The 17576-nt window shown below is 35.6% G+C and carries 14 protein-coding genes; all 14 read left to right on the forward strand.

From position 1 onward, the window contains the following. Positions 1–16 precede the first annotated feature (16 nt). The 14 genes from DC53_RS04475 (at position 17) to DC53_RS04420 (ending at position 17515) form a co-directional block, all read left to right on the forward strand. Positions 17–1192: a DegT/DnrJ/EryC1/StrS family aminotransferase gene (locus tag DC53_RS04475; RefSeq protein WP_033031253.1), complete on the forward strand. Its 1176-nt coding sequence runs from the start codon at positions 17–19 to the stop codon at positions 1190–1192. A gap of 174 nt (positions 1193–1366) precedes the next feature. After that, positions 1367–3301: a polysaccharide biosynthesis protein gene (locus DC53_RS04470; RefSeq protein ID WP_033031255.1), complete on the forward strand. Its 1935-nt coding sequence runs from the start codon at positions 1367–1369 to the stop codon at positions 3299–3301. 577 nt (positions 3302–3878) lie between these two features. Continuing rightward, entirely contained in the window at positions 3879–4994 is a 1116-nt protein-coding gene (locus DC53_RS04465; protein ID WP_033031257.1) for a polysaccharide export protein, read from the forward strand. Positions 4995–5006: 12 nt separating this feature from the next. Beyond that, complete coding sequence (locus DC53_RS04460; RefSeq protein ID WP_033031294.1) at positions 5007–5441, forward strand: low molecular weight protein-tyrosine-phosphatase; 435 nt, start codon at positions 5007–5009, stop codon at positions 5439–5441. A gap of 15 nt (positions 5442–5456) precedes the next feature. Beyond that, entirely contained in the window at positions 5457–7688 is a 2232-nt protein-coding gene (locus DC53_RS04455; protein ID WP_033031259.1) for a polysaccharide biosynthesis tyrosine autokinase, read from the forward strand. 139 nt (positions 7689–7827) lie between these two features. After that, positions 7828–8952 (forward strand): non-hydrolyzing UDP-N-acetylglucosamine 2-epimerase, encoded by a 1125-nt coding sequence (gene wecB, locus DC53_RS04450; RefSeq protein WP_108912442.1) that lies wholly within the window; start codon positions 7828–7830, stop codon positions 8950–8952. Between the two features lie 169 nt (positions 8953–9121). Then, positions 9122–10414 carry a UDP-N-acetyl-D-mannosamine dehydrogenase gene (gene wecC, locus DC53_RS04445; protein ID WP_033031262.1) on the forward strand — a complete coding sequence of 431 codons (1293 nt, stop codon included), beginning with the start codon at positions 9122–9124 and terminating at the stop codon, positions 10412–10414. 3 nt (positions 10415–10417) lie between these two features. Next, the gene (locus DC53_RS04440; RefSeq protein ID WP_033031265.1) at positions 10418–11602 is read left to right on the forward strand and encodes a polysaccharide biosynthesis protein; all 1185 of its coding nucleotides are present in this window, start codon (positions 10418–10420) and stop codon (positions 11600–11602) included. Continuing rightward, positions 11593–12006: a serine O-acetyltransferase gene (locus DC53_RS0120695; RefSeq protein ID WP_033031267.1), complete on the forward strand. Its 414-nt coding sequence runs from the start codon at positions 11593–11595 to the stop codon at positions 12004–12006. Before DC53_RS04440 ends, DC53_RS0120695 begins: the two co-directional genes overlap by 10 nt. Next, on the forward strand, positions 12003–13229 hold the full coding sequence (locus DC53_RS04435) for an O-antigen polymerase (protein ID WP_033031269.1): 1227 nt from the start codon (positions 12003–12005) through the stop codon (positions 13227–13229). Before DC53_RS0120695 ends, DC53_RS04435 begins: the two co-directional genes overlap by 4 nt. A gap of 14 nt (positions 13230–13243) precedes the next feature. Further along, positions 13244–14533: a phenylacetate--CoA ligase family protein gene (locus tag DC53_RS04430; protein WP_033031271.1), complete on the forward strand. Its 1290-nt coding sequence runs from the start codon at positions 13244–13246 to the stop codon at positions 14531–14533. Next, positions 14534–15607 carry a glycosyltransferase family 4 protein gene (locus tag DC53_RS0120700; RefSeq protein WP_033031273.1) on the forward strand — a complete coding sequence of 358 codons (1074 nt, stop codon included), beginning with the start codon at positions 14534–14536 and terminating at the stop codon, positions 15605–15607. It begins immediately after the preceding gene. Then, on the forward strand, positions 15604–16800 hold the full coding sequence (locus tag DC53_RS04425; protein ID WP_033031275.1) for an aspartate-semialdehyde dehydrogenase: 1197 nt from the start codon (positions 15604–15606) through the stop codon (positions 16798–16800). Before DC53_RS0120700 ends, DC53_RS04425 begins: the two co-directional genes overlap by 4 nt. After that, positions 16787–17515 carry a WecB/TagA/CpsF family glycosyltransferase gene (locus DC53_RS04420; protein ID WP_033031277.1) on the forward strand — a complete coding sequence of 243 codons (729 nt, stop codon included), beginning with the start codon at positions 16787–16789 and terminating at the stop codon, positions 17513–17515. The genes DC53_RS04425 and DC53_RS04420 overlap by 14 nt, the downstream gene beginning before the upstream one ends. Positions 17516–17576 lie beyond the last annotated feature (61 nt).

Raw genomic sequence — 17576 nt, forward strand, 5'->3', positions numbered from 1 at the left:
ATTTTATAGGATTATCATGTTAAACACCCCATTTTCCCCTTGGCCTAATTTTACGCAAGAAGAAGCCGATGCAGTTAGCCGGGTAGTTTTGTCGAATAAAGTAAATTATTGGACTGGTACTGAAGGTCGTGAATTTGAAAAAGAATTTGCTGCGTGGGCTGATAGCGAGTACGCAATTGCACTTGGTAATGGCACTTTAGCACTCGATTTAGCACTTAAAGCTTTAAGTGTTGGCACTGGTGATGAAGTAATAACTACTCCACGAACATTTTTGGCATCTGCTTCAAGTATTGTAACTGCTGGTGCTGCTCCCGTATTTGCTGATGTAGATCTAAATAGCCAAGCTATTACTACCGAATCTATAAAAGGAGTGCTTACACCAAAAACAAAAGCGGTTATTGTTGTTCATTTAGCGGGCATGCCAGCTGAAATGGATGAAATAATGGCGCTCAGTAAAGAACATGGTTTTTATGTAATTGAAGATTGCGCACAAGCACATGGTGCAAAGTATAAAGGCCGCTCGGTTGGTAGTATTGGGCATATCGGTGCATGGAGCTTTTGCCAAGATAAGATTATGACAACAGGCGGCGAGGGCGGCATGGTAACGACTAACTCAAAAGAGTTATGGTCAACCATGTGGAGCTACAAAGATCACGGTAAGAGCTTTGATGCAATATACAATAGACAGCATCCTCCTGGTTTTAGATGGCTGCATGAGAGTTTTGGTACGAATTGGCGCATGACTGAAATGCAAGCAGTGCTAGGGCGAATCCAGTTAACTCGAATGAGTGATTGGACTGCAAAACGGCAATCGCATGCTGCACAGCTGGATAAAGCAGCAGATAGCTTCGATTGTGTAAGATTAGTTAAAGTGCCAGAGTATATCGAACATGCTGAATATAAACATTACATGTTTGTTAAACCTGAGTACTTAGTTGATGGTTGGGATCGCGATCGTATAGTAAACGAAATAGTTGAGCGTGGTGTACCTTGTTTTCAAGGCAGCTGTTCTGAGGTTTATCTTGAAAAAGCATTTGATGATACCTCATGGAGGCCTGAAAAACGTTTACCAAATGCAGTAGAGCTAGGAGAAACTTCACTTATGCTTTTGGTCCATCCAACCTTGAGTAAAGGTGAAATGGATAAAATGCTACAGGTTATAAGGGAAGTTTTGGGTTTGGCGTCTTTATAATCAAAGGCTAACATTCGCTGATAACGTTTGTTTACAAAAAACAACCAAATACATAAAGACTATATAAATATTTATATATAGTCTTTAATTATTAAGTGCAATAGTTGTTCATCTTGTAGTAAAATTGTAATCAATAGAATAGTAGTGGCGCTGCTAACTTCAGGGAAATGTATTGTGTTTTTAAAATTCTTAGTTAATTTACCTCGTCCCCAAAAAAGAGTTGTTTCTCTCCTCATTGATAGTGTATTTATAGTAGTTGCTTTTTGGCTTGCATTTTTGTTAAGGCTAGATAGTACGGCTGTCCTGAAAAGCACACATACATGGACATTGCTTTGTGCTTTACTTCCATTAAGTTTATTAAGTTTTGTAAAACTTGGTTTATACAGAGCAGTACTTCGTTATATGAACTCTCAGGCTATGTGGGCAATTATTGCAGGAGTTATACTTTCAACTGTTTATTTGACTGTTTTATCTTTTTTTCTAAGTGCGCCAGTACCACGCACCGTTCCTTTTATTTATGCTAGTTTTTGTATTTTATTTGTAGGTGGCGCAAGGTTGACAGTACGTGCCGTAGTTGGGCAAATTACTATGCGTAGCAAAGAAGGCGTAATAATATACGGTGCAGGCTCAGCTGGACGTCAACTTGCTACAGCACTTGCCAATGGTCCTGAATACTCTCCTGTTGCTTTTATAGATGACGATCCGAAAAAACATTTATCGCTAATACAAGGTATTTGTGTACATGCTCCCTCGCAAATAGCTGCAATTGCAAAGCAAAAGTGTGCCAACAAAATTTTACTAGCGTTACCTAGTACATCGCGTAGCCGCAGAAAAGAAATACTAAATGCGATTGAAAAATTTAAACTACAGGTAATGACCATCCCAGGCATGGCTGATATTGTGTCTGGGACTAACAATTTAGATGAAGTAAAAGACGTTGAAATAGAAGATCTACTTGGGCGTGATTCCGTTGAACCTAGAGATGATTTGATGGCGGCAAATATAGCTAATAAAGTTGTTATGGTGACAGGAGCTGGTGGTTCAATTGGTTCTGAGCTTTGTAGGCAAATAGTAAAAAGTAGCCCTACTAAAATAGTGTTATTTGAACTTTCTGAATTTGCGTTATACGCAATCGAAAAAGAGTTATCTGAATATTGCATTAGCAATGGCTTAAATATAGAAGTTTTGCCAATACTTGGGTCAATCCAAAATAAAAAACTAGTAGAGTCAACATTCTCAACTTTTGATGTACAAACTGTTTATCATGCGGCTGCATATAAGCACGTTCCTTTAGTTGAGCACAATGTAGTAGAAGGTGTACGTAATAATGTTTATGGCACATACAATGTAGCAACGGCTGCAATATTCACTAACGTAGAAACTTTTGTACTTATATCTACAGATAAAGCAGTACGCCCAACCAACATAATGGGGACAACAAAACGTATGGCTGAACTTGTCTTGCAAGGTTTATCTGAAATTCAAAGTACAACACGTTTCACCATGGTTAGATTTGGTAATGTTTTAGGTTCATCTGGTTCTGTAGTGCCACTTTTTAGAAAACAAATTAAAGCGGGTGGCCCAATAACACTCACCCATCAAGACATAACCCGCTATTTTATGACCATTCCTGAAGCTGCTCAACTAGTTATTCAGGCTGGTGCAATGGGGGTGGGAGGTGATGTATTTGTGCTCGATATGGGTGAGCCTGTAAAAATTAAAGATTTAGCAACCAAAATGGTTCATTTATCTGGGCTTGAGGTAAAACATGAAAAACGCCCGAATGGCGACATAGAAATAAAATGCACTGGTTTACGACCTGGCGAAAAGCTTTTTGAAGAGCTACTTATTGGCGATAATGTTATTGGTACTGAGCACCCTAGAATTTTAAGCGCGCAAGAAATAAAAATGCCATGGGCAGAGCTTGATCCGTTTTTAGATAAACTTAAAATTGCATGTGATGAGTCTGATCATCCTGAAATACGTAAATTATTGTTAACAGCACCAACTGCATTTTCACCAACAGATGGTATTTGCGACTTAAACTGGAAGCAAAAATATAATACACAATCTAACATTACGGTTTTACCAACGGCAACTAGTAACTAAATGAATATAGGTGCAAATTTACTTTGCACCTATATTCCCTACAGCGTTATTTGCACACCCCTTCTTAACCAAGTACAATCTGCCCTCACCAAATTAAATCTTTATTATAGAAAGTTAGCACTTTGTTTTATGTAACCCTGATTAATATGAAATAATCATCGGCTTTTTAATCAATAGGTAAAGTGTTTTTAAGTTTTTCACTAAAGTACTGGTTAAAGCTTGTGGCGCTAAACAAGCTATTTTATTTTTAAGTTATTTATTCCAGCTCATTTAATACTACCAGTAAATATATTCGTTAAAAAGTAAACGCAGCACTGAGATTTTAGGTTGAAAATAAATCAGTATGCAAACTTTTAACTAGGGGTAGAGGATAGGGCGAAAGTGAAAACCTAAGAATAATATACTAGTGAGGCTTTTTGCGGGTATGCTTTTCACATTTATTTAACTGGTTGCGTGTTTACTGAACAGTCGTATCTTGCGCCGCTCCTATAGCCATGCTTTAATTAGCCAGTTAAAAATACAAGTACTCACCAAGGTCGGTGAGTAAGTGCAATATTAAAAAAATTGGGATTCTACAATGGCGTTAAGCTGTAAATCACTCGCATCAATACTCGCAATACTAAGCATGACCGGCTGTACAATAGTACCTGGTAGCCATTTTGAGGGGGTTACCCCTGGCGAGCAAACACAAAACCTCGAGCAAGATCTCGAAAAAGTAAACATTCAAATAATTGACTCGCTACTAATAAATAAACAAAAACAAGCGCGAGTAGCTGCTAGGCCTATATCTAGTTTAAATAACATAAACACAAGCAACTACGAATATAAACTAGGTGTTGGTGACGTACTAACCATTGGCGTATGGGACCACCCTGAGCTAACAATACCTGCAGCGGTACAACGAACAGCAGAGTTTGACGGCTTTAGAGTGCAAGAAAATGGCACTATAACTTACGCATATGCACCCAATATACCAGCGGTGGGGCGCACTGTAAGTGAAGTTCGTAACGAGCTTGTCGAGCGTTTAAGCCGAGTAATTGAAGACCCTCAGGTAGATATGAAAATAGTAGGGTTTAGAAGTCAAAAAGCGTATGTGACTGGTGAAGTAAAACAGCCAGGTATATACCCTGTAACAGAAGTGCCGCTAACTTTAATCGATGCCTTAAACCAAGCCGGTGGTTTAACTAGTGCAGCTGATTGGCGAACAGTAACATTTACCCGAGGCAATAAAACAGAAGTTATTAAACTCGATGATTTTTATGCTCATGGCGACATTTCGCAAAACAGATTATTACAAAACGGTGATATAGTGCATGTTAGTCGTAACGACGCACAAAAAGTGTTTGTATTAGGTGATGTAAAAAGAGCCGGTACAGTAACACTTAATCGTTATGGTTTAAACTTGGCTGAAGCGCTAAGCGACTCGGGCGGTTTGAACGAAAATACAGCCGATGCTAATGGTGTATTTGTACTGCGTAAAAGTAATGTTGAGCAAACCGGTATTATTGCTAATGTTTACCAGTTGCATGCAAAAAATATAGCCGCAATGGTATTGGCCGAGCAATTTGAACTACAGCCGCATGACATTATATATGTAACATCAGCGCCACTAGCTCGTTGGAACCGTGTAATTAGTTTATTATTACCATCGGTAGCTACCGTTGATAGTTTAGATGATATAAGCGCCAATTAAGGGTTAATGGATATGTTTGATTCTGTCTTAATAGTGTGTGCGGGTAATATTTGCCGCAGCCCAACCGGTGAGTATGTATTAAAAGCAAAGCTCGAAGGTAAAAATATTAAAGTATCATCAGCGGGTTTAACAGCGCTTGAAGGCAAACCCGCAGATGCAAAAGCCAAACAAATAGCATTCGCTCATGGTGTTAATATGGATGCTCACCAAGGGCAGAAGCTTACATCAAGCTTAGTCGCGCAAAATAGCGTAATACTGGTTATGGAAGAACGCCATTTAAACGACGTACATGCGCGTTATCCTGAAGCGCGCGGTAAAACATTTTTACTAGGTAAATGGATTAATAACGCCGAAATCCCCGACCCATACCGCCAAAGCCAAGAGGCTTTTGAACACGTTTACACATTAATCGACAGCGCATGCAGCGCTTGGCAAAAGTATTTATAAGGAATGGCAAAGTTAATGAATCCTAAGCCGACAGCTCCAACCAGCAATCAAAATAAATCAAATGAACAAGAAATCGACTTACTGGCTCTATTTGGAACACTACTCGACCGTAAGTATTTTATTGTTTTATTTACGGCTGTATTTGCAATAATTGGGGTCGCAGTAGCCTTATTTAGTACGCCTATTTACAAGGCAACAGCCCTAATACAAGTTGAAGAAAGTAGCCCTTCCGTTCCTGGTTTAGATGACATGGCTGGCATGTTTGAGAGTTCAAGCGAAGCTGTAACCGAAATTGAACTATTAAAGTCGCGCAGCGTTATTGGTGAAGCCGTTGATTCGTTAAAGCTTAATATAGTAGCCGAACCAAAGTTATTCCCTGTTATTGGAGGGCGTTTTTTTAGGGGGTTTGTAGCCGAAAAAGAAAATGATATAGCGGAACCAATGCTAGGCGCTAGTAGCTATGCTTGGGGCGGCGAAGCAATTAATGTATTTAGATTTGTAGTACCAACAGCGTTTGAAGATAAAGAATTTGAATTAGTTGTAAATAAAAATGCGCAGTATGAATTAATTAACCCTGATGGAGACACTGTACTTACGGGTAAAGTGGGTCAGGATGAAAGCAGTGGATATTATGAACTTACAGTACGCAGTTTAAATGCACGCCCTGGTACAACATTTACTTTAATTAAGAATAACCGTTATCGAACAGTAATCGATTTGCAGCAAGAAATATCTGCCAGTGAAAAAGGTAAAGACTCAGGTATTATTACTTTGGCGTACGAACATAAAAGTTCTACTCATGCAGCAAAAGTACTCGATAAAGTTGCTGATATTTATGTGCGCCGTAATGTAGAACGTAACAGCGCCGAGGCTAAAAAATCTCTCGATTTTTTAGAAGTACAGTTGCCTGAAGTAAAAAAACAACTTGAAGGTTCAGAACAGCGTTTTAATGATTACCAAAAACAACGAAAGTCTGTAAATATAACTCTAGAAACTCAAGCGGTGCTTGAGCAGATTGTAGAACTAGACACAACACTGCAAGAACTTGATTTGAAACGCTTAGAATTAAGTCGCAAATTTAAGCGTGAACATCCAGCATATCAAGGTGTTATTAAGCAAATTGAATCTATTGAAACCGAAAAAAAATTACTTACTTCTAAAATAAGCAATCTACCCGAAACACAGCAAGAGTTGCTTCGTTTAACGCGCGATGTTGAAGTGGGTAACGAAATTTACATGTTACTACTTAGTAAAACGCAAGAGCTTGATATTGTGCGTGCTGGTACTGTAGGTAATGTGCGAGTTGTAGATGTAGCTGCGGTTGATACTACTGAACCAGTGAAACCTAAAAAGGCGCTTATAGCTATAGTGGCAACACTACTTGGTGGGTTTTTAGCTGTAGCAATTGTATTGATTCAAAAAGCTATGCATAAAGGCGTAGAAGACCCAGCAGAGATAGAAGCGCTTGGAATACCTGTTTACGCAAGTGTGCCGCACTCAGATTTTCAAGATAAACTAGCAGGCTTTACAGGAAGAACTAAAAAAAATAAAGTGGGCAAACCTAAATCAATACTTGCGCTCGACAACCCTGCCGATTTAGCAATTGAGGCACTACGAAGCCTGCGTACGAGCTTACACTTTGCGATGATGGAATCTAAAAATAATATTATTGCAATATCGGGCCCAAGCCCGGGTGTAGGTAAGTCATTTATATCAGTTAATTTAGCCGCGGTGTTGGCTCAAAGTGGTAAAAAAGTACTTATTATTGATGCCGATATGCGTAAAGGTTACTTGCAAACGCAGTTCGGTTTAAAGTGGGACGACGGCTTAAGTGACTATCTGTCGGGCCGTTTAAATTTAGAGCAAGTAACTAAAGCAACTAAAGTTAAAGGATTAAGTGTTATTACCCGTGGGCAAATACCACCAAACCCATCTGAATTATTAATGCATTCAAACTTTAGCAAACTAATTGAAGAGATAAATGCCGCTTACGATATAGTAATTATTGATACTCCGCCAATACTCGCTGTAACAGACCCCGCAATAGTAAGCGCCCACACGGGCACCACATTACTTGTGGCGCGTTTTGGGCAAAACCACTTGCGTGAAATAGAGCTAACTAGAAATCGCTTTGAGCAAAACGGTATAGATGTAAAAGGGTTAGTGTTTAATGGTGTAGTTAAAAAGGCCAGTAACGCTTACGGCTATTATGGCTACTACAATTATGAATATAAATCAGACAAGTAGTTACTTGGTGGTAATTGTAAGTATTTTCTTTGAAATTGAATTAACTTAGACGTTTTCACTGTATTAAATTAGTGCTGTAATTTAATCATTGTTACAATGATGGCTGATAAATAATAAAATGCTCACAAAGGACATAAAAGTGAAAGTATTAACTGTATTTGGCACTCGACCTGAAGCGATTAAAATGGCTCCATTGGTTCATGCTCTAGTAAATGATAGTCGCTTTGTAGCAAAGGTTTGTGTAACTGCTCAGCACCGTGAAATGCTAGATCAAGTACTGGACCTTTTTAAAATCGTACCAGACTACGATTTAAACTTAATGAAAGTAGGGCAAACACTACCTGAAGTAACTAGTCGAATTTTGCAAGAATTGACTCCAGTACTTAAGGCTTTTAAGCCAGATATAGTACTTGTTCATGGAGACACTGCCACCACTTTTGCAGCAAGCTTGGCTTCTTATTATGAGCAGGTAGATGTAGGGCATGTCGAAGCAGGGCTGCGTACTGGTAATATTTATTCTCCCTGGCCTGAAGAAGCTAATAGGAAGCTAACAGGAACATTAACTAAGTTCCACTTTGCGCCAACTGAAATATCAAAAGCTAACTTAGTTAAAGAGAATTATGCAGATGAAAATATCTTTGTAACGGGCAACACAGTTATTGATGCTTTATTACTGGTTAAGCAGCAAGTTGAAGGGGATGTAGAACTGAGCAATGCATTAGCGTCAAAGTTCCCTATGCTTGATGAAAGTAAAAAGCTTATTTTAGTAACAGGTCATCGTCGTGAGAGTTTTGGTGGTGGGTTTGAACGTATTTGTGAGGCTTTAGCGCAAACAGCTAAAGCACACCCTAATACACAAATACTTTATCCTGTGCATTTAAACCCGAATGTACAAGAGCCAGTAAAGCGGATATTAAAAGATGTAGACAACGTACATCTTATAGAACCACAGCAGTACTTGCCTTTTGTATATTTAATGAATCGTTCACATATAATTTTAACTGACTCCGGTGGTATTCAAGAAGAGGCGCCAAGTTTAGGCAAGCCAGTGCTTGTTATGCGTGATACTACAGAGCGGCCAGAAGCCGTTGATGCAGGCACTGTCAGGCTTGTTGGTACTGATGTTGATAAAATTACATTTGCACTAAATGAATTGTTAACCTGTGAAACAGCATATAAAAAGATGAGTCGTGCCCATAATCCATATGGTGATGGTCAAGCTTGTCAGCGTATTTGTGATGTTTTAGGTGGTTATAAGTATTAGATATGTAACCGAGCTAATTTAAAAGTAAAAAATGAAGCCTTCATAATGTTCATGTCATTTTTATTTTAGTTATTATACGTATGGTTTTTTCCGTACTTTTTGAAAAATTATTGAATATGTTTCATAAGTGTTGTGAAACTCGCAGTTAAAAATAAAGGACAAGTATCCCATGTCATTCAGTACTATTTCCGTTATTGGTTTAGGTTATATCGGTTTACCAACAGCAGCTATGTTTGCATCACGTAAAAAAAATGTAATAGGTGTTGATGTAAATCAACATACGGTTGATACAATTAACCGTGGTGAAATACATATAGTAGAACCTGATTTAGACATGATAGTACATGCTGCAGTTACTGAAGGGTATTTAAAAGCAGTAACAGTACCAGAATCTGCTGATGCATTTTTAATTGCTGTACCAACTCCTTTTAAAAATGATATTAATAATAAGAATGACTACTCAATTCCTGAGCCAGATATAAGCTACATAAAAAAAGCCAGTGAGGCAATTGCACTTGTACTTAAAAAAGGCGACTTAGTAATACTCGAGTCTACATCACCAGTTGGTGCTACTGAACAAATGGCTGAGTGGTTAGCTGATGCACGCCCTGATTTGTCATTCCCACAGGTAGCGGGTGAAAATGCAGATGTAAACGTAGCTCATTGCCCAGAGAGGGTCTTGCCAGGTCATGTTGTACGTGAACTTGTAGAAAATGATCGTGTAATTGGTGGCATGACGGCAAAGTGTTCTGCTAGGGCTGTTGAGTTATATAATACATTTGTACAAGGTGAGTGTGTAATTACTAATGCCCGTACTGCTGAAATGGCAAAACTCACTGAAAATTCATGCCGTGATGTACAAATAGCATTTGCTAATGAGCTATCTATTATTTGTGATAAGCTAGATATTGATGTCTGGGAGCTTATATCACTCGCTAATCGTCATCCTCGAATTAATATTTTACAGCCAGGCCCCGGTGTGGGAGGGCACTGTATTGCAGTAGATCCTTGGTTTATTATTAGTAAAACCCCTGAAGAGGCTAAGCTTATTCACACTGCTCGTGAAGTTAACGATAGTAAACCTGTCTGGGTAATTAATAAGGTAAAAATTGCGATAGCAGACTTTTTGTTAGCAAATCCTGACAAAACAGCAAAAGATATAACTATTGCTTGTTATGGATTAGCTTTTAAGCCTGATATTGATGATTTGAGAGAAAGTCCTGCGTTGAATATAACAAATCAAATTGCTAAATTTCACTTAGGAAAAGTATTAGCCGTTGAGCCTAATGTAAAGGAGCTTCCAAATTCTCTTGCGGTTAATATCAGATTAACCGAATTAGATACCGCAAATAAAAATGCAACTATAGGTGTGATATTAGTTGATCATAAAGAGTTTAAGTTACATTCCAAAGACTTTAAAGGGATTGCCTATATTGTAGATACACGAGGTATTGTAAAGTAAAGCATGTTAAATAAAATTCCTTGGAATAAAATTGAGCTATTAGCAGCAACAGGTTTACCTGGTGGTTTCAAAGTATTTGTATTTTTTTTAATTCAATATGCTTATGATTCAACTACTTTAGGTAGAGTTGCAACTCTACTTTCTATGGCTCAAATTTTAGCGTACTTTACAGCCATAGGCTGGTGTTCGTTATTAATAGTACGTGTTGCAAAGTGTGAAAATATTAAAAATCAGCTCTTAGTCTACAATAGCCTCCTCGTAATGGGAGGGATTACCACTGTATTAATATCTATAGGTATTTTTTTAATTAGTTTTATTGTCGAAATTGATAATCTATTAACCTTTATTTTACTTTTAATATCTTGGAGTTGGTATCAGTTTCAGCGACATTATATATTAGCTTTGAAGTGTTATAAGTTAATAATAAAATTTGATCTTATCTTACTACTTTTAGCTGCTGTTTTAATTCTTTTAATCGATCCAATAATTGCACTGTATGTTTCTTTCTTTTTAATTTCATTTGTAATGATGTTATATCAACAGAAGGGATTTAAAATAACGCCATTTAAGTTGTCTTATGATTTTAAAGGGGTATCTTTCGGTTTTAATAATTTCTTTAGTGGTGGTATTACTTTATCATTAATTCCTTTGGCTAACTTCTTCAATGGTGTCGATTTTGCAGGGTTTATATCTTTGTTCTTGTCTCTATCTGCATTAGCAATGCTATTTCCAAGGGCTATATCATTATTTCAGTTACCGACACTAAGTGAAAAAATAAACGATCCTTCAATCTTTACATTGACTGATACTATGAAGAAGCAGATGCTTTTATGTAACTTTTTAACTTGTATTGTTAATTTGTTTTTGGCGCTTTTTATAATTTCTTTTATGAACGTTGGGGATAATGTTTATCACAACTTTTTTATACTAATTTCGTTTGTGTTTAATTACCTTTTTACAACACAATCTTTAATTGGAGCAAATGTACTTATGGCTTTAGAGAAAAGTAAAGTTCTATTGCTTTTATCATTTAATAGTGCACTTGTTTTCTTCGCAGTGTGCTTTTTATTATCGAAATCCAGCTACGGCAACTCTTTTTTTATTATTAGTGTGCTATTGGCATCCCTTGCGTTGGCTAAATGGTTAATACTAGAATCAATTTATAAAAGTGAGTTAAAATGTCAGTAACTAAGTTATATCGGATCGGTAACTATTTGCATAAGAGAAATATACCGGGAGCTGCTTTTCTATTTAAGTTATTAATTAGGGTAGTCTTTAATTGTGCCGTTGATCCTAGGACTAAAATAGGGAAGGGGAGTTTCTTTGCATATGGTGGAATAGCGGTAGTTATTCATCGGTTAGCAGTTATTGGTGATAATGTTACAATTTCTCAATGTGTTACAATTGGTGGGCGGTCAAAAATTAGTCGTTTACCAACCGTTGGCAATAACGTTTATATTGGTGCTGGGGCAATAATTCTAGGAGATATAAGTATTGGTGATAATGCTGTAATTGGTGCAGGTTCCGTTCTAATCGACAATGTTGCAATTGGTGAGGTGTGGGCTGGTGTACCTGCGAGGAAAATAAATTGAAAATTAAAAAAAAAATTAATGGGCACATTTTATTTTCTCCAAATGTTTTTTTAATCTTTTGTGCTTTTTTCTTTTCTATATGTATTATTGAAAACCCTTTAGGTTGGAGTAATGCTTTCGGTTGGGATGGAACTATTAATTATGATCTGGTTTTTATCTATCTATTATCTTTATATTTAGGTATTAAACTAGGTGGTATTAATTTTTTTCCGTCTAAAGTTAGTTTAGATGAAAAAAATAATATCAATTATAAATACTTAGCCTTACTTTTCTTTATAGCTATTATTTTTCAATCTGCAAAATTTATTAATATTGGAGATATCCCTTTATTAGGGGATCCTTTGAGTAGGTATAATTTAACACTTGGTGGTTTTGAAGATTATCCTACGAGACTTATAGCACCTTTTTGTATGATTTTTTCATTGTTTTATATAGATAATAAAAGATTAAAATATATTATATTTATTTTTTTAGGCGTAATTTTAAACTTGTTCTTTTTGCAAAGACAAGAAGTTATGAATTTGATTCTAGGTGTTGCTTTAGTTTTAACGTTTAGAAAAAAAATAAACTTTAACACTATTATCAAAGTCATATTGGTAGCTTTTATAGTTGCTTATATTTTTATTGGTGTAGCGGCTGTAGTTCGTGTTGGTCCCGATGCTTTGATGACTAATGCTAATGTTTTCATCTTACCTCTGTGGGTAATTCATGCAGATACAACTACTGCTTTTTTATTTGGTCAGTCTGTTGTTGAAAAAATGAATGGTGAATATTTGTATGGAAAATATTCATTTGGTATTTTTATTTCAATTTTTATTCCTGGCTACACTGAACATGGTGCTGAACTTGTTAGGGTTATGTTTACCGAGGCTAAAACAGCTCAATCAATATCCGTTCCTTATTCCTATTATGTTGATTTTGGTTATACATCATTATTTTTTCTTTCTTTTCTTCAAGGCTTCGTTCTTTCTTATTTTTATAGAAAGGCTATTAATTCAATGAGTTACAGTGATCTTGTGCTATACGCCGTTATATACCTGAACGCTTTATGGTCTTTACGATCAGGATCTGTGATCTTGAGCCCAATTGTAATATATATCATCTTTTCCTTTTATTGTTTGTCTAACACTAGTGAAAAAAAAATTACATTCAGAAATTTAGCAAGAGGAGGTTTTGTTTTTATTTTAGCTATATCAACTATAGCTTTAGCCTTTAGAATCTAATATTAAGAGAGTATATGTCAAAAATATTATTGTTAATTATGAAACTTAATTTACTGCCGTCACTAATTTTTGGTAGTAAATATAAAAAGATTAAGTCTAATTTTTTCTCAGAAAATTTAAATGTTTTTTTTACTTTTATAAACGTAAATAAAGAAAAAATTCAATTTTACTCTAATAAAGGAACTTTACCCAATGATATTACTTCACTAACTGACTTTAAAAATAGTTTTGATTTAATTGATAAAGAGATTGCTCTAACCAATTTTAATAAGTTATTGAATAAAAACTTGTCAGGATCAGCTTTATGTACGACAGGAGGTACGTCAGGTAAACCAATGAAAATCTATCTCCCAAAGACAAGGTATAAAAATGAGTTTGGTGCCCTGCATGCACTTTGGAGTAAAATTGGATATAACTTTGATATCAGAGCTGTAGTTCGTAATGAAAAAGTAGAAGGTAATTCTTTTAAAGTTAACTTAATAACTAAAGAGGTTATATTCGATGGATTCAGAAGTGATGACGAATATTTAAAGTTTATATACGAAACCATGAAAAAATATAATATAAAATTTTTTCATGGTTATACATCTAATGCAGAAAGGTTTTTTACTTATTTGTTAAAAAATAAGCTTGATACCTCTTTTATGAAAGGAATTATCACATCATCGGAGAACTTGTACCTTCATCAGATCGAGCTTTTTGAGAAAGTAAAACATATCAAGCATATGAATTTTTACGGTCACAGTGAAAAGTTATTACTAGGTGGTTGGTGTACTGAAGGTAATTGTTACCATTTTTATAATTCTTATGGTTACACAGAATTACTCGATGAAGATGGTGTTGATATCACTGAGGAGGGCGAGATAGGTGAGTTAGTGGGGTCTACTAATTATAATCATTTTATGCCTTTATTTAGATACAAAACAGGTGATTTTGCAATTAAGGGAAAAAAGAAGTGCCCTGGTTGTGGGTTTGAGGGATTATCTGTATCCAAAATCTTGGGTCGCTGGCATGGTGAGCGTGTTTATAATAGTGATAATACATTTGTGACTACCACAGCACTAAATCTTCATTCTCATCATTATGATGCAGTCGATGGTTTGCAGTATTATCAACCTGAAAAAGGCGTACTGGAGATTAGAGTTATTCCAAACTCTAGTTTTTCTAATCATATAGAAAATGAGCTTTATCAATTGGTTAAGTCTAAATTGAATTCGGATTCTATTATACATTTGGTAAAAGTTACAGAAATAGAAAGAAAAGCCAACGGCAAATATTTACTTTTAATTAGTGAAATAAAATAAATGTTAAGAAAAAATGTAAAAAACTTAATTATTTCCACTGACTATGATGGGCAAGGGGGAATTGCAACAGTTGTAAGTACTTATAAGGAAAATGGTTTATTTGAGCGTTGGAATATTGAAGCACTATCTACACATTCGTCTTTTGCGAAAGCTGGAAAATTTAGCTTGGTACTTATGTATGCTTTTTTTATCATAAAATTATTAAAGACTATCATGTTCAACCAAGTTGGTTTCGCTCATATACATATAGCCTCAAGAGGAAGTTATACTAGGAAGTCAATAGTAGTAAGAATTTTAAAGTTTTTCAATGTAAAAGTCCTTTTACATTTGCATGGTGCGGAATTTCAAGATTTTTATCAAAATGAATGTTCTGCAAGAAAAAAGCTACACATTAGAAAGACATTTCAAATGGCAGATAAAGTAATTGTATTATCTAGTCAATGGTATAAATGGTTATCAACATTACTTCCTAATAATAGTAAATTAGAGATATTATATAATTCGGTTGCAGTTCCTGAGCTTCAGAGAAAACATGTTGAAGTTGGGAAGATTGTATTTCTTGGACGAGTTGGTGAACGAAAGGGAGTTTATGATCTTATTAATGCCTTTAAATTAGTGTTAGATAGCTGTCCAAAATCACAGCTTATAATTGCAGGTGATGGCAATTTAGATGAAGCGAAAAAACTTGTGAAAAACCTTGATATTGAAAACTCTATTGTTTTCACTGGCTGGGTTAGTGGCGAACAAAAAAAGAATCTCCTTGCTACATCCGATGTATATTGTTTACCAAGTTACAATGAGGGGTTTCCTATGGGGATTTTAGAAGCTATGGCAGCTTCTATACCTGTAGTTGCTAGTCGTGTTGGAGGTATCCCTGACGCAATTGATAATGAGTCAAGTGGCTTTATTATTGAAGCTGGGGATGTTGGTGCTTTAGCTGGAACTTTAACAAAATTGATTAATGATAGGGTTTTAAACCAAAGAATAAGTACTAATGCAAAGATAAAGTTCGATCTAGAGTTTAGTTTGAATATAATAATTCCAAAGCTAGAAAAAATTTATAAGCAATTATGATAAATAAAAGAATATTGACTAAATCTACTGAGATAGCTGGTTTATTATTAGATAACTCTAAATCCGAAGATTATAGTGGTTATGATCCATTTGATTCATTAAATAGCCGTTTATTGCAAATGACAGGACTTGATCGTATTCCTATAATCAGGTTAGCCTGGTTGCAATTTGGGAAAAGATCGCCCATTAATATTAGGCGTTTATTGATCGTACCTAAAATGAGAAACCCTAAAGGCATAGCGCTCTTTATATTAGGGTTAATTGAGGATTATAAACGTACGAACAATAATGATTTTTTAAGTGATGCAATAGGTCTTGCTGAATGGCTTCTTTCACAACAAAGTGACCCATTAATTTGGGAGTATAGTTGTTGGGGTTATCATTTTGATTGGGAAGCTAGGGCTTTTTTTGTTCCTAAAGGTAAACCCAATATAATTACAACTGTATATGCTGCACGTGCTTTATATAAGTTAGGTGAAATTCTAAATCGAAAGGATTTTATTGATGCCTCTTTTAGCTCAGCAAAGTTTATAATTGAAAAGCTTTATACGGAGTTTGAAGGTAAAACATTCTTTGCTTATATCCCCGGTGAAAAGGCATTTGTTCATAATGCGAGCTTGTGGGGGGCTGCTTGGGTTGCTTTTGTTGCTTCTAAGACAAAGAATGAATACATGGCAAATACTGCAACTACCGTAATTCGTGAATCAATTAAAGCGCAAAGTTCAGATGGCTCTTGGGTCTATGGTAGTCGTAATCACCATCAGTTTATAGACGGGTTTCATACTGGGTATAATCTTGAAGCACTTTGCATGGCAAGAAAGGCACTAAATACGAAAGATTTTGATGTGTCTATTCATCTTGGGTTTATTTATTACAAAAACAATTTTTTTTCTGATAATGGAATTGTTAAATATTATAATAATAATACTTATCCCATCGATATGCACTCAGTTGCGCAAGCAATTTTTACATTATTAAAAGTTGGCAATGAGTTGAGTGATGAAGAGTTATGTAAGAAAGTTGTCGTATGTGCGATAAAATTGCTTTACTTAGAAGAAAAAAAGCAATTTTCATATCAAATTAACCGCTATTACACGAATGATATCAATTACACTCGTTGGACTCAGGCTTGGGGATATTTTTCTTTAGCATTTTTTAATAGATATTTTGAAAGTAAATATGAAAAGAATTAACTTACTAGGCTGCCCTATAGATATTACTTCAATGGATGAAACGGTATCGGTAATAAAGGAATTACTAAGGGAAGGTGTATTCACTCAACATGTTGTTGTAAATGTTGCAAAACTTGTAAATATGAGGGCGGATAAAGCTTTAAAAGAATCCGTCGAAGGTTGTGATATTATTAATATAGATGGAATGGGGGTTGTTCTGGGAGCTAGGCTGTGTGGTTATGATGTACCCGAACGCGTAGCCGGGGTGGACTTATTTCATAACTTACTAAATATGAGTGCCATTGAGGAGTTTCCGGTTTTTTTATTGGGAGCAACAGACGATATTGTTAGTAAAACAGTACAGAAAGTGAAAGAGCAAAATCCTGATTTAATTATTGCAGGGTATCACCATGGATATTTTTGGGATGATGAAGAAGCGATAGTTGAAAAAATAAAGCAGTCTGGTGCAAAATTGTTATTTGTAGCTATTACATCTCCAAAAAAAGAAAACTTCATTAATAAATGGCAAGATAAATTAGGTGTAAGTTTTGTAATGGGAGTTGGTGGTACGTTTGATGTTGTAGCAGGTAAAGTTAAACGTGCGCCTTTATGGATGCAAAGATATGGTTTAGAATGGCTCTATCGTGTAATACAAGAGCCGAGAAGAATGTGGAAGCGTTATTTGGTTACTAATTGTAAATTTGCTTGGCTTTTATTTAAAGAAAAGCTCAAATGATCCGTTTATATTTTATTTAAATAAAGTGTTATAATAAGAATTGCGTTTTTAACAATAATAA

This window comes from Pseudoalteromonas fuliginea (assembly GCF_000690055.1).
In the GTDB taxonomy this organism is placed as follows: Bacteria; Pseudomonadota; Gammaproteobacteria; order Enterobacterales; family Alteromonadaceae; genus Pseudoalteromonas; species Pseudoalteromonas fuliginea.